The sequence below is a fragment of the Ureibacillus thermosphaericus genome, from assembly GCF_002370195.2.
GTDB classification, from domain to species: domain Bacteria; phylum Bacillota; class Bacilli; order Bacillales_A; family Planococcaceae; genus Ureibacillus; species Ureibacillus thermosphaericus.
In genome coordinates this window covers 1,262,154-1,288,160 of sequence record NZ_AP018335.1, presented here as the reverse complement: position 1 = coordinate 1,288,160, position 26,007 = coordinate 1,262,154, and the positions used below count along the sequence as shown (strand labels likewise).

The following is a 26,007-nucleotide window of genomic DNA, read 5'->3' as shown; positions in this document are numbered from 1 at the left end:
AAATATCCATAAAATATCATTTTTTTATCTAGCTCGAATATTATTTTTATTCAATAGAGCTAAGAACATTTTGTTATTTTTTTGATACATTTCCTTTTTTGAAGAAAAAAAGAAAAAGCACAAACTTTCTTAGTTTGTGCTTTTTCTTTTGGGCTACCAACCTGGTATTTCCTAGCGGGAAAAGTAATTTATTGCTATAGAGGAAATAATCCTATATACAATTTTAGTCTATCACTTATAGAAAAAAAGAACAATGAATAAGTTGAATTTCATGAAAAATATTTATCGAAAATAACAAGAAATTGTAATTTCATTTAAGACAAAAAGTAAGAAAAAGAGCTATGACAATACGTCATAGCCCCATTCATTTTTATTTAATTTGTATACGTCTTGAAGGACTCTCATCATCCGGTGAAATTTTTGGCAGTGTAATTTTTAATACCCCATTTTCTAATTCTGCTTCGATTCTGTCTTGATCAATATCGTTTACATAGAATGAACGGTAAAATTCACCGAAATGACGTTCTTTACGGATAATACGATCTTTTTCATCTCGTTCTTCTAAGCGATCATCTCGTTTTGCACGAATTGTTAAATAGTTATTTTCTATATCAATTTGAATGTCATCTTTTGAAAAACCAGGTAAGTCAGCTTGTACAATGTAGGCATCTTTCGTTTCTGTAATATCTGTGCGGAGTGATTTGAAGTCATTGCCGAATGCAGGTAGGAAATCTTGATTAAACATATCATCAAAGGCACTTTTGAAACGTTCAAATAAATCATCATTTCTTCTTCTGAACGGTCTTAAATCGAACATCTCAATTCCTCCCTATTTATAATTTTGTACAAGTACTTGTTACATCTTTATTTTATCCTTTTTTTGCATTTTCATTTGAGCATTTTGTAAATTGAAGAGAATTTATCATATTTTTATCATACTTTTGACATACATTTATTACGGTTTCATCAAAAATTCTCCGCATTTCTGTAATATTTTATTCTCAAAGAAACGGAATGTGCTTTATTTTTTATGAGGAATTTTATTTCTGCGTTTTAAAGTTTAGACTTTTTACTTTTTAAAGAAATAATATTTAAGAAAAAAGTAATTTGTGAAGTAAGCTTTTTAAGCAGATTGATTCATTTTCTTGAGAAGTTGGGTTATTTCATTCAAATGGATACATATAATACATTGATTTTCCTAAGAAAGATTCCTATCTTTGGAAAGGAGGTGTAGGATGTCTCCGAATTTTGATGAGAGCTATATTGTTGGTCTTATTGGGGGATTCTTTGTACTATTAATTCTCGCTGTGATTTGCTATGTAATTACTGCACTTATTTACTTTTATACAGCCAAAACAAATGGTCCTGAAGATCTTGCATTTTTAGCGTGGATTCCTTTAGTCAATGCATATTTACTCTTTGCTTTTGGATCAAAGAAAACGACTCCGGAAGAAGTGAAAAAAGATGCATTAACATGGATGATTATATATGCTGTGTTATTTGTAGTGTCATTTATTCCATTTATCGGTTGGTTAGCTTCGTTAGCGATGATGGTAATCTTTATTTATTACAGTTACCGTTTATTTTATCGTTGGACAGGAGAATCAGGGAAAGCGCTATTATTTGTGATTCTTACTATCGTGACATTTAGCATTTTCTTCTACGTATATGGTTTAATCAAAATGAAACAAGAATTTGTTGCTGAATAAAAAAATGAGCTAGAAAGTATTCACAGCGAGTACTTTCTAGCTTTTTTGCATGCGGAAAATTATTTTTGCATCTAATGTCGTGTTACAATGGAAGTAAGAGATAAAGGAGGCGATCACAATGGAACATACAAATCAAGAAAAACCTTTCACACAAGTACTTATCAAACATAAGGAAGTTCAAAATGTCCAAGATTTTGCGACAATGCTTGAGAAAATTGCACAAAAGTTGAAACAAGAAGGAAAATTCACTTTTGTGCAAGGAACAAAACAAATCGAAGTGGCTCCAAGTAATCAATTGAAAGTGGATTATAAGTACACGGTAAAAGGAGACAAACACGAATTTGAAATTGAATTCGAATGGTCTCCAAATTCCAAGGTTGAGAATAAAATGACCATTGAATGATTGTATTGGCAAACTTTTTTTGAAAACGGTTTCAATTTTCTCAGTGTTTGGTAGAGGTTTAAAATAAATGTTTCAAATTATATATCATATTACACTAGCGTCGCATTAAAATAATTTAACACCTTCAAATAAACCGAATTTTCTGAAATATAATCTAAACACAAAAAAATCCTTTATAATGGTTGGGTGGTAGTAAACCATCCAAATCCAATACAAAGGATAAAACCATGGATAAGTATACACGAAAAACATCATTTGAACAATGGTTTTCACCGATTAATCGTCCATTATTTGACGACCTAGTGAAAACACATCAATTAAATCACTATACCAAGAAGCTTTATATGGCTTCATTTATGAAACTGCTTTTGTATGCCCAACTCCATGAAACCGAGAGTTTACGGGCGTTGAGTGACGCTGTCTTTTTAGAAGAATTACAACGAGCAACGGGATTGGAATCGATTAGTTTTTCACAGTTAGGGAGACGAATCAACGCCATTCCAACGGTTTTCTTTCAATCGATTTTTCTCGATTTAGTGGCACAAATTCATCGGAAAACCAATTTCCAAACAAGAAGAAAAGTGACAACGCCTTTGAAAATCATTGATTCGAGTACATTACCGCTTAATTTGACCAATCATAAGTGGGCAGAGTTTCGAAAAACAAAATCAGGAGTAAAGCTTCACTTACGACTTGTTTTTATGGAAAAAGGACTCTCCTATCCAGATAAAGCCGTACTCACGAATGCCAACGAACATGATCGTGGTCAACTAGAAGTATTCGTGGATGACAAAGAATGCATGTACGTGTTTGATCGTGGTTACTTGGATTATGGGCGCTTTGATCAAATGACGGAAGATGGCTATTTCTTTGTGACCCGTTTGCGTAAAAACGCTGTTGTCCGAGTGTTAGAATCCTTTTCGTTACCAGAAGATTCACCCATATTCTCTGATGAAATGGTTGTCATTGGGACACCACAAAATCGTTCTGAAAACGTGTTTCGCTTACTCAAATTGCATGATACAAAAGGAAATGAGCTTCATTTACTGACAAATCGTTTTGATTTAAGTGCAGTTGAAATCGCTGAAATCTACAAGTCACGCTGGGCGATTGAACTGTTCTTCAAATGGATGAAGCAGCACCTGAACATTAAAAAGTTTTTTGGTCACAGTGAACAAGCTGTACATAATCAAGTGTACGTAGCCATGATAGTGTACTGTCTGAATGTTTTAGCTCAGTTGAACACGAATAGCGAACGGAGTTACTTACAAATTAGTCGCTATTTGAAGGCTTCTTTGTGGAAATCCGCTCACATTTGGTTACGAAAAATCGAAGGAAACGGCGTCCCATAAAGGTTTGCCAGTCGTTGTTGCACAAGTCATAGGTTATAGTAAAAAAATGGATGTTTACTACCCTCGCTTAGGTGTTTTCGTTTTTTCTCTAAAGTCCAGAAAAAATAAAACTGAAAATTCAGACATCATTTATGCGACGGTAGTGATCATATTAGTAAATGAGGGGAATTCCTGGTGCAAAAGGAATTCCCTTTTTAATGTATTAGTAGCGGATGGAGAATTGTGAAAATGGTTGGGCTTAGGGAGCATTTGGCATGTTACATTCCGGAGCCATCATAAATTCTTGAGCAATTCTTTGCTAATCTGCACCATTTCTTCATCAAAAACCGTAATGTAAACATCCATTTCGTTTTCCTGTAAAAATCGACGGCAACTTCCAGCGCTTCCCTTTTAGGATAGCCAAAGATTCCTGATGAAATGACCGGGATTGGCAGCCGTGCTCCTTTGCAAGTTTCAATGATTCCGTATAGCAGGATGCTAGGGATTCCGGTTCATTGTGGTTCCCTCCCTGCCAAACAGGACCTACCGTATGAATGATGTTTTTTGCCGGCAATTGAAATCCATCCGTAATGACCACTTTTCCAACGGAGCAATGCCCAATTCGCTCACATACTTCCTGCAACTCTTTCGCACCGGCCGCTCGGAAAATCGCCCTACATACGCCGCGCCCATCTGCAATCTCGAATTAGCCGCATTGACAATCGCATCCACTTTCATTGTCGTGATATCCTTTTGAACGATTTGGAATGACATACAATCTCCCCCTGGATATTGAATTGAGACATAAGGATTTTGAAATTTTTGCAGGTTTTGTGGCGATATCGACAGGTTTTGTAGCAGTATTGACAGATTTTGTGACGATATCGACAGTTTTTGTGACGATATTAACAGTTGGGTGCCAGGCACTTCAATACTTCATCAATCACTTCAGCTGTTGTCGTTTTTCCGCCGATATCCGGCGTTTTTATTCCTGATGCTGTTGTTTCTTCAATGGCTTTCATTAAATGTGCCCCTAGTTCCTCGTACCCCATGTGGTCCAACATCATTTTTGCCGTCCACAGTTGTCCGATTGGATTGGCAATCCCTTTTCCAACAATATCAGGGGCTGAGCCGTGAACCGGTTCAAACATCGAAGGATATTTTCCATTCCAATTAATGTTTGCGGCAGGAGCAATGCCGATGCTTCCCATAATCGCAGCACCGATGTCCGTTAAAATATCACCAAATAAATTGCTTGCGACAATCACATCAAACTGCTCGGGCTTCAAAACAAAAAAGGCTGCCAATGCATCGATATGATTGGATTCAGTCGCAACTTTCGGATAATCTTTGCTCACTTCACTGAACACCTAGGCATGCTATAGACGATTCCATTTGATTTTGTCGCACTTGTCACCTTTTTATTGCGCTTCATGGCCAAATCAAATGCAAAGCGCATCGCTCTTTCTGTTGCTTTCCGAGTGAATACCGCATTTTGGATGACAATTTCATCCTCCCCATGATGGATACTGCCACCGGCTTCGCTGTATTCCCCTTCACTATTTTCCCTCACAACGAGAAAATCAAAAGAGGCCGCGTTCGCCAATTTGGAAGGTACTCCTTTAAGGCTTTTTACCGGACGTAAATTAATGACTTGCTCACATTCCCGTCGAATTTTAATCAAAAGCCCCCATAACGAGATATGATCCGGCACTAATTGAGGATTTCCCACTGCCCCAAATAAATTTGCTCAAAATTTTTCAAAGTATCAATACCGTCTTTAGGCATCATTTCACCATGCTCCAAATAATACTCACAGCTCCATGGAAATTCAGTAAATTTAAATTTTACTCCTCCATGAAGTCCAGCCAATCGATCCAGTACTTTTAATGTTTCAGGTACTATTTCTTTCCCGACTCCATCCCCTGGAATCACTGCGATTTCGTGTATGTTCATTTTATCCCCGCCAATCATATGGAATGAATAACTGTAAACAAACCAAATCAAGTAAAAAGTTTTCTCTCATTTTATCAAAAACTTTCCAAATTTTCTCCCAAGTCTTTAATAGAGGAGCATTATTGATTGTCTGAAAGTCTCCGTTCACTCACCCTTCACGGTTCGGGATTTGCCCCTATAAAATACACCCATGCCGGGCACAAAAAAGAGCCACCGCAAAATAGCGGTAGCCCTTAATGGTGCCAGGCACCTTATAATATAAACCATTTATCATTTATTTTTTCAAATATAACAAGAGTAGTGCCTTGACTTTCTAAAGTAATTAAATTATAGTCTTCGGGTATCTCTGAGAAAGTAAGAATTAAAGAATAACCCTCTACATCAACCGCTTCTGACACTTGTAAACTATCATTCTCTGTATTCACGATTGAAACAGAAGTAATGCTACTTAAATCCAATTCTTGCCAATCCAATTGTTTTGGACTAAAAGTCAGTTTTAATTCTTTATTATTTAGTTGTTCAACTTCTATCTCATGATCGTATTTGTCCGAATCTGTTTGTTTGTGTAATTGAATTGTATGTTCGGCTTTACCTTTTTCTCCTTCTGCAACAACCGTTACTGAATTTGCTGTTACCTTATTGGAAATCGTTAACAATCCGGTCTCTGGATTAATCGTTACGCCTTCTACAGGTGTTTTCAAGCTAAATGTACCATGTTGTTTAATTTTTGGTTGATAATAACCGTTCTCATCTTTTACTAAAGTGATTTCACCTGTAATTGGATGGTTAAATTGATCGATAGGTACAGCATTTAATTGATATGTTTGTACCCCTGAATAAGGAATCACCGCATTTTTCACGCCAGTAATGCCAAGTCCTTTGATCTCGGAAGTTGTTAGACGAACGTTATCAAAAAGCACTGCCGTTGGATAAATTGCGTCGCCTTCATCCCAAGTTTGTAATTTTAGTGTGATAGTTTTTCCTTGGTATTTGGAAATATCATAAGTTAACGTCTTCCATCCAGTCATATAAATAGTTTCGTCACCATCTGGGAATTTAGCATCTACACGACGTTCATTTCCAATGCCCCAATCTGATGAATTAATCGATTCAAAGGCTATTATCGTTTCATTCTCATCTACAGTCACAGATTCTATCCAATTATCTCCATATAAATCAGTATTTTTGGGCTCTTTCACTTTTCCTTCTACAATTGTTGCCTTGAATTTATCATCAAATATACTATTAATCCATTCAAACGGTTCATTTGACACTACATTATAATCAAATTTCAATACATTGACATCTTTAGGTACTGTGAATGTTTGGTAAATCCAACTTAACTTACCATCCAAAGCAGTATCATCTACTCCGGATGAAATAATTCCCATCATGCTACCTTCATAAGGTTTAATAGTGATCCAATCCGGATGTTTATTTAATCCTAATTGTGAAATTGTATCAAAGTGTCCTCCACTAATCCACGATTTTTTACCGTTTTCAAGATTTCCGTTTGATAAAGGTATTTCTTTTGTATATTTAAATGAAGCTGAACCTTTGTAGTCAATTTGGTCTTCAAATTCACTGATTGCTTCTTCTAATGTGTTTTCATTTACTAATTTTTCAAAGACATAATTTATTGTATCTGGAGAAGTAGTTTCTTTCACGCCAACATATGCTGCTGCATTATTGTGTATAAATTGATTAGCTAAAGTATCATTCGTTATACTTTGCGCAGTATTGGCATATACAAGGGAATTTGGCAATTGATCAATTTCACCATAAAATTTAACAAATGCAGGTGTAATTGCGTAATATCCATCCACAATTACAAGTCTTCCTGTTTTCAAGTCTCCGTTATATTTTTGCAGCGATTCCTCAGTAACTGCTTCACCAGTTAAAATTAAAACCTGTTTTTCGCCATCGAATAAATCACTTAAATATTTAAACTCTTCTCCTTTATTCTCATCTTTGAAGAATTCATCATCAAATAATGCCGCACCGAGAGTATCGAAAATGATTGTACCGTAAGAGAACATCTTTTTAAATTGTTCCACATTGGCATCTTCACCGACAAATAGTTCAACAGTAAATGAAATGTTACTGCTTTCTTCCAACTCTTTAGCTAATTTAACACCTGCACTATCCTTGCTTGTAGAGTAAATGACAACTCGTTGGTTACCAGCTGTAATTGAAGTAGAAGATGTTGGATTATCAGCCAGTAATTTTATAGCAAATGGTTCTAAGCTGACAGAATTTAATACTGCTAAGTTTTCGTCTTGTTTGTTCACAGAAGGGATCGTAATAGCACCTAATACACCCGATTTTAATGCATACCAAACGAAATCAGCAGAGTCGGATGTTGAAACCTTCGCAACTTCTTCAGGTGATTCTTGAATCACTTTTACAATTTCTTGTATTATTTCTTCCTTATTTTTATTTTTTAAATCTAAATTACTGATTGCATGTTGTACACTCGAATTGATATTTATAATTTTCGCTGCATCTTCAGTTGTCATAGGTTGCAATGCGAGAATTGTTGTCGGTGTACTTACTTCTTTCCAACTATCTCCTTCTTTTACACCTGCAACTATAGTAATAGGACCTGATTCAATAACTTTGATTTCAACACGGTTATTGTATATTCCGTCTCCTTGGAGTAAATCATTATTATTATATTGATTACCATTATCGTATAGATAAATTTCATTATCGTTAACATCTTTTAAAATCTCATATTTATCATTTACTTTTTTCAACAACACTAATTTTCCATCTTCAGTTTTCTTTCCATTGTAGTTAACTTGGAAATCAATTGTTGTTGGTTCATTGATATTGAATGTATAAACACTAACCCCTAATTTTTGCTTGATTATTTGGCCGAGGACCGTAACATATATTTCCAAAGATACCTTATTATTAGAATCATCCGTTACCGTATAAATAATTGTATAAGTACCTGGTAATGTTGTATCGATTGTTTGTACTACATTGCCGTTTGGATCACGAATTTCTTTTGTTAATTTCGAATTTTCATTTTTCGCTTTTACATTTAATTCTGGTACCGTGCCACCATATTCAACTGTAATTTGTTTTGGACCATCATACACAATTTCTGGTGGTACAGGATTTGGATTTTCCGGATTCGGTTTAGGGTTCGGATTATTTCCTCTATCAGTTCTGCTAGATGAAGAAGATGAACTATTGACAAAAGACTTTCCAATATTATTTCCATTAGCATCTACAACTGATTCGATATTATTTGCAACATTATTATAATTGCTAATGATATCTTTTAGTTCGACACCATCCGGCATAATTAATTTTGTAATTTTTACATTTTTACCTAACTCTACTTTGATATTTTTATCACTAATTACAAATTCACTAATCTTACCCGCTCCACTTACCACTAAATGTGAAGTTGAAAGAATTGTCAACTTTTCAACATCACTATTTAGCTCAATGGAAGAAACGTTATCCTTTACTTGGACTTCTGAAAGTTTTGTATCGGATGTAATCGAAACTCCATTTCGTTGAACAATTAAACTTTTAATAGAAGATTGTTTTAATGTGATACTAATATTGGAATTTGAAGCTGCAAAGAATTGCGTAGAAGCTACTTGATTATTTTCATTTAGAACTGTAAGCGTACCATTAACAGTTATTGCTTCTGAAGCAAAGGAGTTTGTCACTTTATTACTCAAAGTAACATTGCCGTTTACTGTGACATTTTTTAATACAACATAATCTCCATTGACAGTCACATTTCCATTTACTGTCGTTTTTCCACCATTAAATACTACTAAATTGTCTTTTGTACCTTTAGCATTAATCGTTATAGATGAAATGGATGTAATATTACCATCCACAACTGTTGCTTTAATTTCAGCATCTTTTAATGCTATTGCATTAGAAGTGTTGAAAATAGAATTGAGGGATGATGCAAACGTGAATGTTCCTTCAGTAGTTTGAACCTTACTATCTGTTATACTTTCAACCTTAAATGTAATGATTTTACCAGCATTATCTTTAATAGATTCTGCACGTGTTACAAAAGTTACGAGTTGGCCACGTGTAACCTTGGATGTTCCTCCAAAAGTTGTTGCAGTATTTCCTTTTGTCACACCATGTTCATATAAGGCATTAATATAAGGAACATATTCTTTAATTGTTAAATCTATAAATGGGGTAGCAGATTCTTCTGAAGGTTTTATATTAAATGCTTTCGCTATAATTTTTGCCATATGATTACGTTGAATTGGTGCATTTGGTTTATAAGTCCCATCTGAATAACCGTTGATTATACCTGCATTTGCTAAAGCAGCAATTGCACCATAGTATTCATTAGTTGTAGAAACATCAGAGAATCCAGGATTTGTTACATTTACTGTATCAAGACCTAATACACCAGCAATTATTTTTGCTGCTTGTCCACGTGTAACACTTTGATATGGTTTGAAAGTACCATCTGGGAAACCTTTTATTACTCCACGTTCTGATAAACTTTTGACAGCTTCGTAGAAATAATCAGATGATTTCACATCTGGAAAAGATGCTGCTTCTGCATTTGGTGCTGCCACTGCAGCAGATGCTACAACCGCTGTTGCAAGTGTAGCGTTAAAGTACTTTTTGTACGATTTTTTCTTCATCCCTATCCTTCCTTTACAAAATATTATATTAAAATAACTTTATTAAGAAATAAAGTTATTTTATCACCTATAATCTATGAATCTAGAAATAATTATTAATTACTAATAATATATTTTCTTAAAATATAAATAACAACTTATTTCACTACCACTCATCTTAATCAATGGATATTTTCGAGTAATATAGAACCAAATTACTAACAAATAACCAATAGGTAAGGGAGATTTTCTGATTAATTTTCCAATAATTGAAAATCTACCGCTGATTATATATTTTAGTTTAATTTTCCAATTATGACAATATTAATTATTTGACATTATTATTTAGCTAATTTTAAACCAACCAAATTATTTATTAATACTTAACAGTAATGTAATATTTCAACCATTTATTTTTTCCAAAGAAAAAAGCGGATTGGGAAACATCTTTTTCCTCAATCCACTCTGATTTTTAGCATTAATACTTTCCTAATCTCGGTTCAATACCTTCTCTTTTAAGGCGATGCATAAAGGTAATCGCTTGTGCTCGCGTCAAGTTGCCTGCAGGGTTAAAGTTCAAATAATCTTGTGGTTTAGAAACATTTGTACCTGTCGTAATTTTATTTTTATACATCCAATCTACTGCTTCTTCCTCTGACATATTTTGACCTGTGTAAACTTTTGCTAACATTTTCGCTACAAGACCTCGACGCAATGGCTCGTTCGGCTTTTTGCTCACTTCAATTTTTTCTCTTACCGCAATTTGATAATATGTGTCATACCAGTTCCCATTCGGCGAATCCTTTGCCTCATGTGGCAACGCATATCTTAATAACATCGCTAGCCATTGAGCTTCCGTAATATTTTGATTTGGATTTAAACGATTTGTTACTGGATCCCCTTTGATGACTTTGTTTTGAATGCCCCATTCAAAAGCTGGCACCCAATATGCTCCTGCTTCATAATCATTAAATTTCTCTATCGAAATGTTGCTATCAGCAATTCTGAAAGTATACGGAACTTTATTGTTTTCCCCTTGGTAATGAGATACTTTAATTGTGTAGAAACCTTGTACTAAATCTAGGTTTCCAACTTTTCCAACTGAACCATTCCCTTTAGTAGAATAATAATCTTTACGAACCTTTCCTAATGAATCTGTAATTTCTAATTTAAAAGTTGTTGAACTAGATTGAGTCATATACACATCGACATTTGTCTGCCCGTTAATATATAAGCGATAGTAATCTACATCATGATTTGTGCTTAATACCCCTTTTGCAAATTGGCCTAACTCAATCTCATTGGCAGTAGATGGGGTATTATTCACTTCTTTTTCAAAATTCGCATCCGCTCTGAAATTCACAGTGAAGTTATAAGGGATATTATTTAAATCTCCCTCTTTAGTAAGGATTTTTAAATAATAAGTTCCTTCTGGTAGCCCAGTATGGATAATTGTTGTTGTACCGGAAGCATAAGAAGTTTCCCAAGTTTCTATTGGATTTCCATTGGCATTTAACAAAGACACTTCAAATTTCGTTTTAGGCGATTGAGTGATGTTCACCTTTACCTCACTATTTGCTGCTAGCTTGAAAGAATAGAAGTCACTCGTTGGATCTGCCCAACCTGCATACGTTGTATTGAGTAAAATAGGATTTGCTTTATTTCGATCATTGTTATCTTCTTTTTCCACAAGATCTGTTGCTGTATAATTAACTCTTAATGTATATGGCGCATTTGTGCTATCGCCTTTAAAGTGTTCAACTTTTATATAATACGTTCCTTTATCTAATCCTTGGAAGAATAGCGTTTCTACTCCTTGATTTGGAGCACTTTTTGTTTCATATACTTCCAATTCTTTATTAAATGAATTGATAAGCGTTACGCGAAATTGGGTTTTTTCAATATTTGTCATCCCTACTTCGATTTTCCCTGCTCGATTTAGGGTAATTTTATAAAAGTCTTTATCATTTAAATTTGCGATGTTTGCATTCACAACTGCTCGGCCATTTTCAAACTTAAGTTCTTTTGCTTGGGATATAGAGTCATTTGGCTCGTTTTCTGCCGCAAAAGCTGTACTTATCGTAAATATAAGTGCAGCTACCATCGTAAAAACTTGCAATAATTTTTTCAACGCAATTCCTCCTCCTACCTAATTGTGTTTTCTAGGTATAATGTTAACAATAGAGGAATTGTTTGGTAGACCCATTTTCAAATATGGTCCTATATGCCTTGAAAAGCTACCAGGCATTTTTATGATGGTGCCCAACATTTCTTGTGAGAAACACAGTTTTCAGCATCTCTATGATTGGCGCTTCATTCCTGGTGCCAGTTACTTTTTGTATAGTGCAAGGTACTCATTTAGATGGTACCTAGAATGTTTTGAACTTTTAGCAAGTTCATATACTTACTTTTACTGACTGAATTGCTTTTGCAATGTTACGCGAATGTATATTACTTGCGTTTAACTTGTTCAATTTAACAAAATACATGCCTCTCTTTAAAATATAGTAAGCAAATTCTTCTTCTATTTCTGCAGGCACCTGATTTTTTGTAATGATATCTATGATTAAATCTTGTATAGCCCATTGATCATGATAGGAAGCTAACTCCCACATTTCTTTTAAGCATTCCAATTGGATAGCAGAACTTTGTGGTACAGCCTTAAAAAATCTGTTGAGGAAATAACCAAATGAGTTCATTGCACTGAATGGCCATCCTACTCGTGCATAACAATGGTTAAGATTTTGAATAAACAATTTTATAAATTTTAGCGCTTTATCTTCTCCTATATCTGATACAAACTTTGATATTTCGCTTATATTATCGAAGTAGTTTATTATAGGCTCGATAAAATCGTAATAAACATGATCATATATATTTGATTTCATAATAACTTCGTAAAGTTCTTTTGACTCAACACCGCTTTTTTGAGTTAAATATTCCCTCACAGTCATATGATCCAAATTAAAAAAACTGAACTTTGATTGCAGCATCTTATATTTGAGCAATTCCTTTTTTAAAACCGAAACATTTTCAAATCGATCCTCTATTTTTTCAGAAATTGCACCTTTAATAACGAATTTAAATGCTGATGGAGCATCACGCAAATTGCTTGGTTCTCTTCCTGTAAGAATAAAGTATAATATTTTCCCTAAGGAATATATATCGCTCTGAATAGTTGCATCCTTTAATTTATCTACTTGTTCTGGTGCTGCATAATAATATGTTCCAGAACAATATCCACCTTGAGAAAATCTAGAATAATCCTTTTCTACCCCAAAGCCGCTGATGTACCATTCCCCATCTATTAATAAAATATTTTGTGGAGTTAGATTTCGATGTAATATACTTCTAGAATGCGCAATTGATATTCCATCAAGAATACGTTCAAAAATATTGGTACGTGTTTCAATATTTAAGAGTTGATGATTACTTGTTATATATTGTTGCAAATTTTGTTCTGCATAAGGCATGATATACCACAGTTCATCTTCATTATAGGCTATTAATGGAACGATATGTGGTTCCCCTTTTAGAGCATGCAATATGTCAATTTCTCTTTTAAATCTTTTTACAGTTGCTTCATCGTTTTTAAATTCCCTCTTCAATTTTTTAACAGCGTATTTGTGACCATTCTCATCAACATATCTTGATACAATTGTAATTGCGCTTTCACCAATCATATCTTCATATTGTAGTTCGCATAACATGGCTTCTTCTTCCTTTAATGGGATTTTATTTTCATGGTTCAATTTAAACAATTCTGAAAGTATTAAGAATGTATTGCTAAATAGAAAACTCCACTTATGCATTATTAATATATTGTGATCCTGTACTGTCACTTGATCAACATGAAAATTTAAAAGAATCAGGGACATTACCATTTCATCATTATTTAATAATTGTATATCAAGTTCATACTACATTTATTCTTTTATTCATAATTAGGGATATTCTATTCATAAGTGTAAAAGAAGGTAGACCAATTATGAGAAAAACGGCACAAATTCTTGTGTGATAAGAATTTATGCCGTTTTTTATCCTTATAAAAATGTTTAGTGATAGGGTCTTACTCAGACACCTTTCTGTCTCATCTCGCCAAGTAGTGATGCCAAGCACTCACTAAGGATTCCAGCGACTCTTCCGCTGCTTCTCTGCTTTCTTTCACCACACCAAAGTAGAATTTACATTTTGGTTCAGTTCCGGATGGACGGATTGTTACCCAGGAGTCATCTGCCAACACAAACTTCAATACATTTTCCTTAGGCAAAGTTAATGGCTCAGTAGTGCCGTCCACCAAATACGCCAAACTCTTCCAGTAATCTTCCACCCTTACTACCGGCACGCCATCAACTTCCTTTGGTAAATCCTTACGCAACCCATCTAAAATGGCTATCATTTTCTCTTGTCCATCTTTTCCTTCAAACACTTTTGACACTAGAGCCTCACGATAATAACCAAACTCCCCATATAACTCTTCCAACACTTGCGACAATTTTTTTCCTTTCGTAGCATAATGGGCTGCCATTTCAGCGACCTGAATCGCTACTTGTACGGCATCTTTATCGCGAGCGAATGGCTTAATCAAATAACCGTAGCTTTCTTCATATCCAAGTATAAATGTATATTCTCCCGTTTTCTCAAACTCCGCAATTTTTTCAGCAATGTATTTAAATCCAGTTAATGTGTCAAAAGTCTTTACATTGTATTTCTTCGCAATCGCAGTACCCATTTCTGAAGTTACAATCGTCTTCACCATCGCGCCTTTTTCCGGCAAAGTGCCTTGCTCTCTCTTCGTCTCTAATAAATATTGTAATAATAGAGCACCAAGCTGATTTCCTGTCAAAAGCTCATACTTCTCCCCGTTCCAAACAGCAACACCGAGGCGATCGGCATCTGGATCGGTCGCCAATAACAAATCTGCCCCAACTTTTTCTCCCAACTCCGTCGCTAGCTTAAAAGCAGCAGGTTCTTCAGGATTCGGGTAAGCAACTGTTGGAAACGAACCATCTTGAGTTGCCTGAGATTCTACTACATGAATATTTGTAAATCCAAATGCCTCTAATCCCTTTGTTACTGGTACAAAACCTGTCCCGTGCAACGGGGTATACACAATGCTTAACCCGAGAGCTAAGTCTTGTCGATTCTTTAACGTCAATAAATTTGCCAAATACTTTTCATCATACTCTTCTAAAATCCAATGCAATAAACCTTGCTTCTCTAATTTATCTTCAGACGCCACTTCAATCGCAAAAATATCCTCAATCTTTTCCATATGATCCACAATTGTTTTCGCTGCTGATGGAACTAACTGCGCCCCATCTTCTCCATACACTTTAAAACCATTATACTGTTTTGGATTGTGGCTCGCCGTAATCACAACACCTGCGAAGGCATGTAACTCTCGAACAGTAAAGGACAATTGTGGTGTTGGCCGCGGTTCCTTATATAGATAAGAAGAAATTCCATGAGCCCCTAAAACACAAGCCGTCTCCAACGCAAATTCATAAGAATAATGCCGAGTATCATAAGCGATCACAACTCCCCGGCGTTTTGCTGATTCCCCTTGAGAATCGATATAACAAGCTAGCCCTTCAGCAACTCGACGAATTGTATAGATATTCATGCGATTCGTACCTGCACCAAGGATACCGCGCATCCCTCCTGTCCCAAAGGATAAATATTGATAAAACCTGTCCTCAATCGCAGCAAAATTTTCTGCAATTTGCTCCAGTTCTTCTTTTAAATAATTCGGCAAGTCTTCATTTTTCCAATGTTGATAAAGTGCTATCACGTTCATTTTGACACCTACTCAATAACGTAATTGTACCTTCATTTTCATGCTTTTAATTATGGCATAGATCAACTAAAAAGCCAATGTTTTTACCATAATTAGGAAATAGTTTGATTTTAATAAAAATGAAAGAGCAAATTGGAAAACGCTTCGTTTTCACAATTCGCTCCTTTTTCGAGACCATTAGATTGTCCCTTTATGATGAAGAGGAGAATGGCAACAATAGTTTAACAGATTTTAAAAAATATTCCATTAAAAATTGATAAAACTTCTCCTGCCTGAAATATATTTTGTTTCACATAACAATGCAAGGGCAAGTCTTCTTCTTTCCCACACTTTTTCCGCTGATAATCGAATAAGAAAGCGCTCGTTATTATGGAATATAATATGGCAATGATTTTTATCAACAGGCTGAACTTTGAATGTTAAATCAATAACCCATAATGGTTCTCGGTAATCTTTATAAGGAAATTGACAGGCTACAATTCCTCTTTCTTCTGAAATAGTAATGGGCGGATTTTTCCGTTTTCTTAAAATTCTTCTCGCTGATTTTAGTCGACCATTTAAATCTGAACCGAAATAAATACAAATGTCATCCAGAAGCTGATACGTGTTTTTGGTTGAAGCTATTTTCCCATAATCATAAGTCAAAACCTGAGATGAATGCACTTTAGTATAGAAAGGAGTAATTGCAAAAACATTGAAATTTTTCATCATGTCCAATTCATTGAATTCATTCATACAATAACTTCCTCCTATGCTAATTTGATTCATCAATTTTGAAATAGTAAATAGTTAACGAACTTCTCCAACTTTATTTATAAAGGATCATAGAATTGAATCGTTTTTACTACTTAACTAAAATTATACAGAATAAACAAAAAAATACAATAAAAAATTATGAAATTTTTAAAATTTTCTTTAATTTATAGATAATAGTATAGAAAAATCTAGTAATTATTAGTAGAAAATCATGGTAATAGTCAATTCGAAAAAATATAAATTTTCTCTTACGATAGTAGCACCCGGGAATATTGATCAGTGCTGATCGTAGGAGAAGAAGGATGGAAACATTTGATCAAGTACTCGAACAATATACACCGATGATTTATAGCGTAGTAAAACGAGCAAAAGTGTACAAAAACCACGACGATTATCGTCATTGTGCAACAATCGCATTATGGAATGCATGGAGAAACTATGAACCTTCTTACGGCCCATTTGCACCATATGCTTATCGCACAATGCTCACGACGATTTACCGAGAAATGAGCAAGGAAAATCATTATGAGAAACATTGTACAAGCTTCGACAAAGAAACTCTTACATTTTTAGCACAACAGATGGAAATCAAAAACGGTGGACAGTCAAGCTGTTCGGATATTTTTTTGAAGCTGGAGACAATCGTCTCGAAGGAAGAAATGGAACTGCTGTTGGATCTTTATGTTTACCGATATAAATACGATGAACTAGCGGAGAAATATCATGTTTCTGTTTCAGCTTTGAAGAAACGGAGAAATCGATTGATCAAACGGTTGCGGGAGGAGTTGGGGTGAGAGTGGGATCAGTTAGCAACTATGTATTGGGGGCCTGATTGTTGTCTCAAATTAAAGAATAGATACAAGGTACCTGCACAGGTGCCTAGCACAGTCTTTAAATCCAATTAGTTGTGCTGGGCACCTATATTGAACTTTCAAATCTCCATGCATCTCTACACATGTCAATAAGATTTCGTGTGGCTTTCCAACCTAATTCTTTTTCAGCTTTCGAAACGTCTGCATAACAAACGTAAGCGTAAAATAACGCCCACGTGTTTTTTCGTGGGCGTTTATTATATGCTCTATTTAGTTTTATTTGGTACGCGACATTTTTCTGGAATTGTCTTCGACCAAGGAAGGAGTTGATCAATGGCTTCTACATCATTGTAATCTATCAATGGTAATTGTTCGAAAAGATAGGTTAAGTAGTTCAATGGATTTAATTGATTCTCTTTAGCTGTTTCGACAATGCTATAAATAATAGCGCTGGCTGATGCACCTTTCATCGATTGTGCAAATAGCCATGCCTTCCGGCCCATCACGAATGGTTTAATCGATCGTTCTGCACGATTATTATCGATTTCAAGTCGACCATCTTCTAAAAACACTATGAGCTTACTCCATTGATTTATACAATATGTAATTGCCTCTCCCAATTTGCTTTTTGGGGGAACTTGAGGGCGTTTTGTTTTTAGCCATGCCAAAAAAGCGTCTAACACAGGTTTACTGTGTTCAAGACGGTATTCTTTGCGCTGTTCGGGAGTACAGTTCTCAAATTTTTCACTGATTTGTCTTTCAATCTGGAATAATTGATTACAGAATTGAATTCCTTCTGCAGCGGTTGATGATGTTTTATCCACATTGGCTGGTAATGCCTTCAGTGCTTCATCGAATTTTCGCCTTGCATGTGCCCAACACCCTACCAGTTCGACATCCTTTAATTCATGATATCCTGCATATCCATCTACATGCAGATATCCCTTAAATCCTTTTAGAAAAGCCTTCGGATGTTTACTGTGACGAGTCGTTTGATAATCATATAAGATGATTGGCGGTACGTCTCGTCCTGTTCGATACATCCACATATAAGACTTCGAATCCGCTTTTCGTCCAGGTTCTGCTAGAACTTGAAGTGTAGTTTCATCCGCATGTAGAATATCGTTTTCGAGTAATAGCTCATGCATCCGTTTATATAGAATGGAAAGCCAATTGGTTGCACCATAAATCATCCAGTTGGCGAGCGTTTGGCGTGATAAATACACACCGAATCGTTCCAACTGCTTTTCTTGACGATAAAGAGGCATTCCTTCCACGTATTTTTGGTTCATGATATAGGCCATAGCCGATGCAGATGCCAAACTTTTTGGGTAAATTGGTGTTGGCATTTTGGCTGTGACAATCGGTGTCTCGATTCCTTCCCGTTCACATTGACGGCAACTGTAAATATGTTGAACATGCTCAACGACTTTTACTTGAGCAGGAATAATCTTGATTTCTCTTCGTATTTCCGTACTCATTTCGTGTACGGTTCCACCGCAACACAAACAAACCTGCTCTTCTTCGGCTAAACGATAGTGAATCGTTTCCGTCGGCAAGTTCTCTAGTTTTGCATCGCGTTGTCCTACAGACTTCTTCCGTTTATAAGTAATGGTTTCAAGTGTAGGTTCTTCCACTTTGGCATCCGCTGTGATTTCAGCTTCATTAAAAAGAGGAAGTTCGAGTTGATCCGGATTCGTTTTTTCACTGGAAGCCCCAAATTTTTTATGTTGGCTAAGGCGGAATTGTTCTTCCAACCATTTGATTTTAGCCTGTAAGGCTTCATTTTGTTTTTTGAGTTCCGCATTTCTCGCTTGCAGTTCTTCAATTGTTGATTCATTGGTTTGTTTGTGTTTGTTCATAAGTTAAAGAATAAAGGAAAGGAATTGACAGGTCAATGTCAAATTCCTTTTAAACCATGATTTTAGCTGATACTTGTTCATGTGCTTGTTTTTGTTCAAATGAAAGACCATCGAGCAACCAACTGAATTGGCGGGGAGTGATGCACAAAGGGCCGGGAGTTCTTTCATCAGGCCATTGAAAGACCCCTTTCTCTAAACGACGATAGTACAACCAAAACCCATTGTGACCCCAATGGAGAATTTTCAATTTATCTCGTTTCCGATTACAGAAAACAAAGAGATTAGAAGAGAAAGGATTTAACTGAAAGCTCATTTGAACAATGGCTGCTAATCCATCAATCGACTTGCGTAAATCCGTTGTCCCCGCTGCTAAATAAACATGTTGAATGGGTGTTTTACTTAACATATGTTTTCAGCACCTGAACCACTTCGTTGAAAAGGAGTGGATTGAAACCTTCTTTTACTTCAATGGAAAATTCCCCAATGTTAACGATGAGCGGGGAGTTTTTTTCATCCAACGGATGGGATACTTCAACAGTTAGCCATTGAGGGGAAGTCCGTGAAGTTTCAGTTGTTTCTAACTCTAGTCTTTTCATCCATTTATACATACTTTGGTGACCTACTTGATTTTGTTTGCACCAAGCTTTTACACTTGACTCTCCACTAGATTGATAAGATTCAATTCGTTGTTGCCACAATTGTTTTCGTTCATCTGGGGACATAAAAATAAAAACCTCCTAACTTTTGATGTTGATCTCATTATCACAAAACATCAAAATGGTTAGAAGGTGTGGGATATTTGGCGCTTACAGGGAGGTACAATCGATTGATAGTAAGCCCGAAATATGTGAGATAAATAAAAAAATGCGCACCCTTCTGGTACGCACGACGAATAGCCCTTCAATCCAATATTTTTTCGGATTAAGGGCTATTTTGCCATTGCACATGATTCACAAATTGTTTTCGACCATGGCAAATAGCGATCTAATATTTCTGGCTGTTGATGGATTGGTAAACTTGGGAGTTCCGACAATACTTTCACTAAGTATTGATAAAAATCAATTCCATTAGCTTTTGCCGTTTCAGCCAAGCTTAAACAGATGGCATTTGCATCGGCTCCCGATTCACTCACGGAAAACAGCCAGTTTTTTCGTCCAATGACATTCGGCCGAATCGCATTTTCAGCTGGGTTGTTGTCCATTTCAATGCGTCCATCATACAGAAAAGCTTTTAAGCCTTCGGCGTGCTTCAATGTATACTCCGCAGCTTTTGCAAGGGCATTCTTCCCATAGAAAGGAGATTCATCAATCCATTTAAAAAATGCCTCGACGATTGGTTTGGACTCCTTTTGTCTTGCTTTTCTACGTTCACTCGGTCGAAGTTTTTTAAATTTACGTTCTAACCGATAAAGTTGATTGCAATAATCCACACCAATCCGTCCATTTTTACTATCAGCTTTTAACCAGTATCGACGAACATGAGCCCAGCAGTTGGCAAAATGAATATTTGGCACATCATGATATGCAGAATATCCATCGCAGATCATCGTTCCTTTAAAGCCTTTTATAAAGTCAGTCAAAATTTCCCGACTTCGAGATAAAGCACTATGGAACAGAACAATTGCTGGACCTTGAGATGCTACGCTACGGAATACCCAGTTGTAAGCCTTAGACTGGGCTGGCTTCCCATCAGAGCGGTTCAAAACTTGGGCATAGGTTTCATCGACATGAAGGATAGATTTTTTCAAGAGCGTTTCTTTCATCCGATTATATAATGGAAGAAGCCAATCTTCTGCAGTGCGAATCACCCAGTTGGATAGGTTCTTATCATTGGTTAGTAAACCATAACGATGCCATTCCTTTACCTGCCTATATAAGGGTAAATAAAGAATAAATTTATCATAGATGAGTTTTGCTAAGACCGTTGGTCCTGCGATACTTCGCAGAATGGCAGCTTGCGGTGCTTTTCCACGTTTGATTTGTGAGTCTTTATTCGAATCTTTTTTACAAGACCTGCACTCATAAGCGTGTTCAATATGCTGAACACGCTTCATAGTAGCTGGTATGAATTTTGCTTCTTCTCGTACAATCGTGCTGCCAATCTCTGTCATAGGTGATTGACAACACTCGCATTGTAAGTTTTCTGGATGATGATGAATTTCTTCAATTTCTAAACCATCCATAAAAGAATCATTTCGTTTTTTCTTGTTATGTCGTTTACGAACAACTGTGTATGTCACAGTGTCCGTGCTTTTTTCTCCTGTGTGCTCAGGTTCATTAAAAAAAGAGTCGTCATCAAACAAAGAATACTGTCCGTCTGGAGCTTGATACTTTGATTTTTCAGATTTTGAGCCATAAAGCCGTTTAGTTAAATAACGAACTTGTTGTGACAATAATTCAATTTGTTTCAACAGTTCATCATTTTTTTGATTGGCATGAGCTAGTTGCTCTTCTAATGACTGAATTAACTTTTCGTTTGAATCATTGTTCACAACATCCACCACTTTCCGTACTGATTCTATATAGACTTGATTATATCATGAATCGGTATTTAGAAGGCACCTTTTTTCGATTTTTGGATGGCTTTAGGTTGTTGAATCGAGAGCCCTTCGAGTAACCATCGAAGCTCCTGTTGAGTCAAATTTCGAACCTCATTTTCATTTCTGGGCCATTGGAGTTTGCCGTTATCGATTCGTTTGTATAACATGGCGAAGCCATCTCCATCAAAATACAAACATTTATAGCGGTCTTTCTTCCGTCCACAAAATAAGAAAATGGCGTTGCTATATGGATCCAGTTCGAAAGAATCCTGAATTAAGGTGGCAAGACCATCAATTCCTTTTCTCATATCCGTACGACCACAAATGATATAGATATTTTTACACTTAGTAAAATCATGAATCACTGCTATTCAACTCCTTGATGACCGTTTGAATGATGTGAGGTTTTACACCGGGGTAAAAGGAGATTTTAAAATTTGTTGCTTGAATAACGCATACAGGTTTGAGAGGACCACGACTCGTTGAGGGTGAAGTTGAATCAGAATCGGATTCCAAATTGACAGGGACGATATTTAATTTTTCAACTGCCAAACAAAAACACCTCCTCTGTAATCGATAACTCTATCTTACAGGGAGGTACGATCGATTGATATGCGTCGTTTGAATTCGGGCTTACGATTGATATGCGTCGTTTGAATTCGGGCTTACATTACAATAATTATTTTTACAGTAAGCCCGAAATATGTGAGATAAATAAAAAAATGCGCACCCTTCTGGTACGCACGACGAATAGCCCTTCAATCCAATATTTTTTCGGATTAAGGGCTATTTTGCCATTGCACATGATTCACAAATTGTTTTCGACCATGGCAAATAGCGATCTAATATTTCTGGCTGTTGATGGATTGGTAAACTTGGGAGTTCCGACAATACTTTCACTAAGTATTGATAAAAATCAATTCCATTAGCTTTTGCCGTTTCAGCCAAGCTTAAACAGATGGCATTTGCATCGGCTCCCGATTCACTCACGGAAAACAGCCAGTTTTTTCGTCCAATGACATTCGGCCGAATCGCATTTTCAGCTGGGTTGTTGTCCATTTCAATGCGTCCATCATACAGAAAAGCTTTTAAGCCTTCGGCGTGCTTCAATGTATACTCCGCAGCTTTTGCAAGGGCATTCTTCCCATAGAAAGGAGATTCATCAATCCATTTAAAAAATGCCTCGACGATTGGTTTGGACTCCTTTTGTCTTGCTTTTCTACGTTCACTCGGTCGAAGTTTTTTAAATTTACGTTCTAACCGATAAAGTTGATTGCAATAATCCACACCAATCCGTCCATTTTTACTATCAGCTTTTAACCAGTATCGACGAACATGAGCCCAGCAGTTGGCAAAATGAATATTTGGCACATCATGATATGCAGAATATCCATCGCAGATCATCGTTCCTTTAAAGCCTTTTATAAAGTCAGTCAAAATTTCCCGACTTCGAGATAAAGCACTATGGAACAGAACAATTGCTGGACCTTGAGATGCTACGCTACGGAATACCCAGTTGTAAGCCTTAGACTGGGCTGGCTTCCCATCAGAGCGGTTCAAAACTTGGGCATAGGTTTCATCGACATGAAGGATAGATTTTTTCAAGAGCGTTTCTTTCATCCGATTATATAATGGAAGAAGCCAATCTTCTGCAGTGCGAATCACCCAGTTGGATAGGTTCTTATCATTGGTTAGTAAACCATAACGATGCCATTCCTTTACCTGCCTATATAAGGGTAAATAAAGAATAAATTTATCATAGATGAGTTTTGCTAAGACCGTTGGTCCTGCGATACTTCGCAGAATGGCAGGTTGCGGTGCTTTTCCACGTTTGATTTGTGAGTCTTTATTCGAATCTTTTTTACAAGACCTGCACTCATAAGCGTGTTCAATATGCTGAACACGCTTCATAGTAGCTGGTATGAATTTTGCTTCTTCTCGTACAATCGTGCTGCCAATCTCTGTCATAGGTGATTGACAACACTCGCATTGTAAGTTTTCTGGATGATGATGAATTTCTTCAATTTCTAAACCATCCATAAAAGAATCATTTCGTTTTTTCTTGTTATGTCGTTTACGAACAACTGTGTATGTCACAGTGTCCGTGCTTTTTTCTCCTGTGTGCTCAGGTTCATTAAAAAAAGAGTCGTCATCAAACAAAGAATACTGTCCGTCTGGAGCTTGATACTTTGATTTTTCAGATTTTGAGCCATAAAGCCGTTTAGTTAAATAACGAACTTGTTGTGACAATAATTCAATTTGTTTCAACAGTTCATCATTTTTTTGATTGGCATGAGCTAGTTGCTCTTCTAATGACTGAATTAACTTTTCGTTTGAATCATTGTTCACAACATCCACCACTTTCCGTACTGATTCTATATAGACTTGATTATATCATGAATCGGTATTTAGAAGGCACCTTTTTTCGATTTTTGGATGGCTTTAGGTTGTTGAATCGAGAGCCCTTCGAGTAACCATCGAAGCTCCTGTTGAGTCAAATTTCGAACCTCATTTTCATTTCTGGGCCATTGGAGTTTGCCGTTATCGATTCGTTTGTATAACATGGCGAAGCCATCTCCATCAAAATACAAACATTTATAGCGGTCTTTCTTCCGTCCACAAAATAAGAAAATGGCGTTGCTATATGGATCCAGTTCGAAAGAATCCTGAATTAAGGTGGCAAGACCATCAATTCCTTTTCTCATATCCGTACGACCACAAATGATATAGATATTTTTACACTTAGTAAAATCATGAATCACTGCTATTCAACTCCTTGATGACCGTTTGAATGATGTGAGGTTTTACACCGGGGTAAAAGGAGATTTTAAAATTTGTTGCTTGAATAACGCATACAGGTTTGAGAGGACCACGACTCGTTGAGGGTGAAGTTGAATCAGAATCGGATTCCAAATTGACAGGGACGATATTTAATTTTTCAACTGCCAAACAAAAACACCTCCTCTGTAATCGATAACTCTATCTTACAGGGAGGTACGATCGATTGATATGCGTCGTTTGAATTCGGGCTTACTTTTTACATAAAAAATAACAGGATATAAGGTGTTAAACGCCTCATATCCCGCTTTCAAACCTCCACGCATCCCTGCACATATCAACAATATCCCGTTTCGCTTTCCAATCTAATTCTCTTTCAGCTTTGGAAGCATCCGCATAGCAAATCGCAATATCGCCCGGTCTGCGTTCTACAATTTCATATGGCACTTTGATGCCGTTCGCTTTTTCAAAGGCATGCACCAACTCCAACACGCTTGTCCCTTTTCCAGTTCCGAGATTATATATATGCACACCTTCTGTCAAATGTTTGTACGCCGCCACATGTCCCTCTGCCAAATCCATCACATGAATATAATCCCGAATGCCCGTACCGTCTGGAGTTGGATAATCATTGCCAAACACACGCAACTTTTCCAACTCGCCTTTTGCCACTTTTGTAATATACGGCATCAAATTATTAGGAATCCCATTCGGATCTTCCCCAATCAACCCGCTCTCATGGGCACCGACAGGATTAAAATATCTTAAAATAGAAACGGCAAACTTCGGATTCGCCTTTGCCAAATCCATTAAAATCCTTTCACTCATGGCTTTTGTTTCTCCATAAGGGTTCGTTGTCGGCAATAGCTCCATTTCCTCTTTAAAAGGCACTTTATTTTCACCATAAACGGTTGCAGAAGAGCTGAATACAAATTTATTCACATTGTATTTTTGACAGACCTTCGCTAAAATCATCGTGCTTCCCACATTGTTTATATAATAATTCAAAGGCTTTGCAACAGATTCTCCGACCGCCTTGTAACCGGCAAAATGAATGACTCCATCAATATCATGCTTAGCAAAAACCTGTTCCAACGCTTCTTCATCCGTTACATCGATATTGTAAAAAATAAAATTATCAATTAATTTTCTGAGATTTTCTAAAACTAGAGGCTTACTGTTTGAAAAATTATCTACAATGATTAATGAATACCCTTCCTTCATTAAAGAGGCACATGTGTGTGAGCCGATGTATCCCGCTCCTCCTGTTACTAAAATTTTCATCCTATTCAACCCCATTTTATTATTAAATAAGTCTATTCATTCCTAAAAAGATTATCACATCATATAAACTATGGCGACATTATTCATGAAAACCTTTAATTATTTTACAAAAAATGGATCTACGTAAAGTTTTTGGACACAAAAAG

General features: G+C 36.1%; 21 protein-coding genes and 1 pseudogene. 4 read left to right on the top strand and 18 right to left on the bottom strand.

Features of this window, described 5'->3' with window-relative positions; all coding sequences use genetic code 11:
* Nucleotides 1-370 precede the first annotated feature (370 nt).
* The gene (locus UtA1_RS06210) at nt 371-817 is read right to left on the bottom strand and encodes an Hsp20/alpha crystallin family protein (RefSeq protein ID WP_016839601.1); all 447 of its coding nucleotides are present in this window, start codon (nt 815-817) and stop codon (nt 371-373) included.
* A gap of 418 nt (nt 818-1,235) precedes the next feature.
* Here UtA1_RS06210 and UtA1_RS06205 point away from each other — a divergent pair, with 418 nt between their 5' ends.
* The 3 genes from UtA1_RS06205 (at nt 1,236) to UtA1_RS06195 (ending at nt 3,464) form a co-directional block, all read left to right on the top strand.
* A complete protein-coding gene (locus tag UtA1_RS06205) occupies nt 1,236-1,709 on the top strand; it encodes a hypothetical protein (protein WP_096550395.1) in 474 nt (157 codons plus the stop codon).
* 118 nt (nt 1,710-1,827) lie between these two features.
* Nucleotides 1,828-2,112: an amphi-Trp domain-containing protein gene (locus UtA1_RS06200; RefSeq protein ID WP_096550394.1), complete on the top strand. Its 285-nt coding sequence runs from the start codon at nt 1,828-1,830 to the stop codon at nt 2,110-2,112.
* Between the two features lie 227 nt (nt 2,113-2,339).
* On the top strand, nt 2,340-3,464 hold the full coding sequence (locus UtA1_RS06195) for an IS4 family transposase (RefSeq protein ID WP_096549658.1): 1,125 nt from the start codon (nt 2,340-2,342) through the stop codon (nt 3,462-3,464).
* 319 nt (nt 3,465-3,783) lie between these two features.
* Here UtA1_RS06195 and UtA1_RS17800 read toward each other — a convergent pair whose 3' ends face one another.
* From UtA1_RS17800 to UtA1_RS06160, 7 genes and pseudogenes are all read right to left on the bottom strand, one after another.
* A complete protein-coding gene (locus UtA1_RS17800; RefSeq protein ID WP_269471059.1) occupies nt 3,784-4,086 on the bottom strand; it encodes a macro domain-containing protein in 303 nt (100 codons plus the stop codon).
* A 262-nt stretch (nt 4,087-4,348) separates the two neighbouring features.
* A pseudogene (locus UtA1_RS06185) lies at nt 4,349-5,399 on the bottom strand (tartrate dehydrogenase).
* 251 nt (nt 5,400-5,650) lie between these two features.
* Complete coding sequence (locus UtA1_RS17080; RefSeq protein WP_172597838.1) at nt 5,651-10,051, bottom strand: S-layer homology domain-containing protein; 4,401 nt, start codon at nt 10,049-10,051, stop codon at nt 5,651-5,653.
* A 457-nt stretch (nt 10,052-10,508) separates the two neighbouring features.
* Nucleotides 10,509-12,161, bottom strand: coding sequence for an S-layer homology domain-containing protein (locus tag UtA1_RS06175; RefSeq protein WP_016839608.1), 1,653 nt, complete (start codon nt 12,159-12,161; stop codon nt 10,509-10,511).
* Between the two features lie 265 nt (nt 12,162-12,426).
* A complete protein-coding gene (locus UtA1_RS06170; protein ID WP_172597837.1) occupies nt 12,427-13,782 on the bottom strand; it encodes a serine/threonine-protein kinase in 1,356 nt (451 codons plus the stop codon).
* A 338-nt stretch (nt 13,783-14,120) separates the two neighbouring features.
* Nucleotides 14,121-15,830, bottom strand: coding sequence for a phospho-sugar mutase (locus UtA1_RS06165; RefSeq protein ID WP_096550391.1), 1,710 nt, complete (start codon nt 15,828-15,830; stop codon nt 14,121-14,123).
* Nucleotides 15,831-16,076: 246 nt separating this feature from the next.
* Nucleotides 16,077-16,565 carry a competence protein ComK gene (locus UtA1_RS06160; RefSeq protein WP_172597836.1) on the bottom strand — a complete coding sequence of 163 codons (489 nt, stop codon included), beginning with the start codon at nt 16,563-16,565 and terminating at the stop codon, nt 16,077-16,079.
* Nucleotides 16,566-16,888: 323 nt separating this feature from the next.
* On the opposite strand from UtA1_RS06160, the gene UtA1_RS06155 reads away from it, so the two are divergent.
* Nucleotides 16,889-17,380: a sigma-70 family RNA polymerase sigma factor gene (locus tag UtA1_RS06155; RefSeq protein WP_096550389.1), complete on the top strand. Its 492-nt coding sequence runs from the start codon at nt 16,889-16,891 to the stop codon at nt 17,378-17,380.
* Between the two features lie 284 nt (nt 17,381-17,664).
* Here UtA1_RS06155 and tnpC (UtA1_RS06145) read toward each other — a convergent pair whose 3' ends face one another.
* The 10 genes from tnpC (UtA1_RS06145) to galE all read right to left on the bottom strand — a co-directional run bounded on the left by tnpC (UtA1_RS06145) (nt 17,665) and on the right by galE (nt 25,861).
* Nucleotides 17,665-19,260 (bottom strand): IS66 family transposase, encoded by a 1,596-nt coding sequence (gene tnpC, locus UtA1_RS06145; RefSeq protein WP_096550388.1) that lies wholly within the window; start codon nt 19,258-19,260, stop codon nt 17,665-17,667.
* 49 nt (nt 19,261-19,309) lie between these two features.
* The gene (gene tnpB / locus UtA1_RS06140) at nt 19,310-19,666 is read right to left on the bottom strand and encodes an IS66 family insertion sequence element accessory protein TnpB (RefSeq protein ID WP_096550387.1); all 357 of its coding nucleotides are present in this window, start codon (nt 19,664-19,666) and stop codon (nt 19,310-19,312) included.
* A complete protein-coding gene (gene tnpA, locus UtA1_RS06135) occupies nt 19,656-19,982 on the bottom strand; it encodes an IS66 family insertion sequence element accessory protein TnpA (RefSeq protein ID WP_096550386.1) in 327 nt (108 codons plus the stop codon). The genes tnpB (UtA1_RS06140) and tnpA overlap by 11 nt, the downstream gene beginning before the upstream one ends.
* A gap of 206 nt (nt 19,983-20,188) precedes the next feature.
* On the bottom strand, nt 20,189-21,763 hold the full coding sequence (gene tnpC / locus UtA1_RS06130) for an IS66 family transposase (protein WP_096550385.1): 1,575 nt from the start codon (nt 21,761-21,763) through the stop codon (nt 20,189-20,191).
* A gap of 47 nt (nt 21,764-21,810) precedes the next feature.
* A complete protein-coding gene (gene tnpB / locus UtA1_RS06125) occupies nt 21,811-22,164 on the bottom strand; it encodes an IS66 family insertion sequence element accessory protein TnpB (RefSeq protein WP_197722754.1) in 354 nt (117 codons plus the stop codon).
* Nucleotides 22,154-22,351 (bottom strand): hypothetical protein, encoded by a 198-nt coding sequence (locus tag UtA1_RS06120; RefSeq protein ID WP_096550383.1) that lies wholly within the window; start codon nt 22,349-22,351, stop codon nt 22,154-22,156. The genes tnpB (UtA1_RS06125) and UtA1_RS06120 overlap by 11 nt, the downstream gene beginning before the upstream one ends.
* A gap of 234 nt (nt 22,352-22,585) precedes the next feature.
* On the bottom strand, nt 22,586-24,160 hold the full coding sequence (gene tnpC, locus UtA1_RS06115) for an IS66 family transposase (RefSeq protein ID WP_096550384.1): 1,575 nt from the start codon (nt 24,158-24,160) through the stop codon (nt 22,586-22,588).
* A 47-nt stretch (nt 24,161-24,207) separates the two neighbouring features.
* Nucleotides 24,208-24,561, bottom strand: a complete 354-nt coding sequence (gene tnpB, locus UtA1_RS06110) for an IS66 family insertion sequence element accessory protein TnpB (RefSeq protein WP_197722754.1) — start codon at nt 24,559-24,561, stop codon at nt 24,208-24,210.
* A complete protein-coding gene (locus UtA1_RS06105; RefSeq protein WP_096550383.1) occupies nt 24,551-24,748 on the bottom strand; it encodes a hypothetical protein in 198 nt (65 codons plus the stop codon). Before UtA1_RS06105 ends, tnpB (UtA1_RS06110) begins: the two co-directional genes overlap by 11 nt.
* A 126-nt stretch (nt 24,749-24,874) precedes the next feature.
* On the bottom strand, nt 24,875-25,861 hold the full coding sequence (galE, locus tag UtA1_RS06100) for a UDP-glucose 4-epimerase GalE (RefSeq protein ID WP_096550382.1): 987 nt from the start codon (nt 25,859-25,861) through the stop codon (nt 24,875-24,877).
* Nucleotides 25,862-26,007 lie beyond the last annotated feature (146 nt).

What these genes read in the sequence shown, in the direction of transcription:
- tnpC (WP_096550388.1), bottom strand. Translation starts at nt 19,260, where the DNA reads ATGAACAAACACAAACAAACCAATGAATCAACAATTGAAGAACTGCAA.
- UtA1_RS06195 (WP_096549658.1), top strand. Translation starts at nt 2,340, where the DNA reads ATGGATAAGTATACACGAAAAACATCATTTGAACAATGGTTTTCACCG.
- UtA1_RS06205 (WP_096550395.1), top strand. Translation starts at nt 1,236, where the DNA reads ATGTCTCCGAATTTTGATGAGAGCTATATTGTTGGTCTTATTGGGGGA.
- UtA1_RS06160 (WP_172597836.1), bottom strand. Translation starts at nt 16,565, where the DNA reads ATGAATGAATTCAATGAATTGGACATGATGAAAAATTTCAATGTTTTT.
- UtA1_RS06165 (WP_096550391.1), bottom strand. Translation starts at nt 15,830, where the DNA reads ATGAACGTGATAGCACTTTATCAACATTGGAAAAATGAAGACTTGCCG.
- UtA1_RS06155 (WP_096550389.1), top strand. Translation starts at nt 16,889, where the DNA reads ATGGAAACATTTGATCAAGTACTCGAACAATATACACCGATGATTTAT.
- UtA1_RS06210 (WP_016839601.1), bottom strand. Translation starts at nt 817, where the DNA reads ATGTTCGATTTAAGACCGTTCAGAAGAAGAAATGATGATTTATTTGAA.
- UtA1_RS06200 (WP_096550394.1), top strand. Translation starts at nt 1,828, where the DNA reads ATGGAACATACAAATCAAGAAAAACCTTTCACACAAGTACTTATCAAA.
- tnpB (WP_096550387.1), bottom strand. Translation starts at nt 19,666, where the DNA reads ATGTTAAGTAAAACACCCATTCAACATGTTTATTTAGCAGCGGGGACA.
- galE (WP_096550382.1), bottom strand. Translation starts at nt 25,861, where the DNA reads ATGAAAATTTTAGTAACAGGAGGAGCGGGATACATCGGCTCACACACA.
- tnpA (WP_096550386.1), bottom strand. Translation starts at nt 19,982, where the DNA reads ATGTCCCCAGATGAACGAAAACAATTGTGGCAACAACGAATTGAATCT.
- UtA1_RS17080 (WP_172597838.1), bottom strand. Translation starts at nt 10,051, where the DNA reads ATGAAGAAAAAATCGTACAAAAAGTACTTTAACGCTACACTTGCAACA.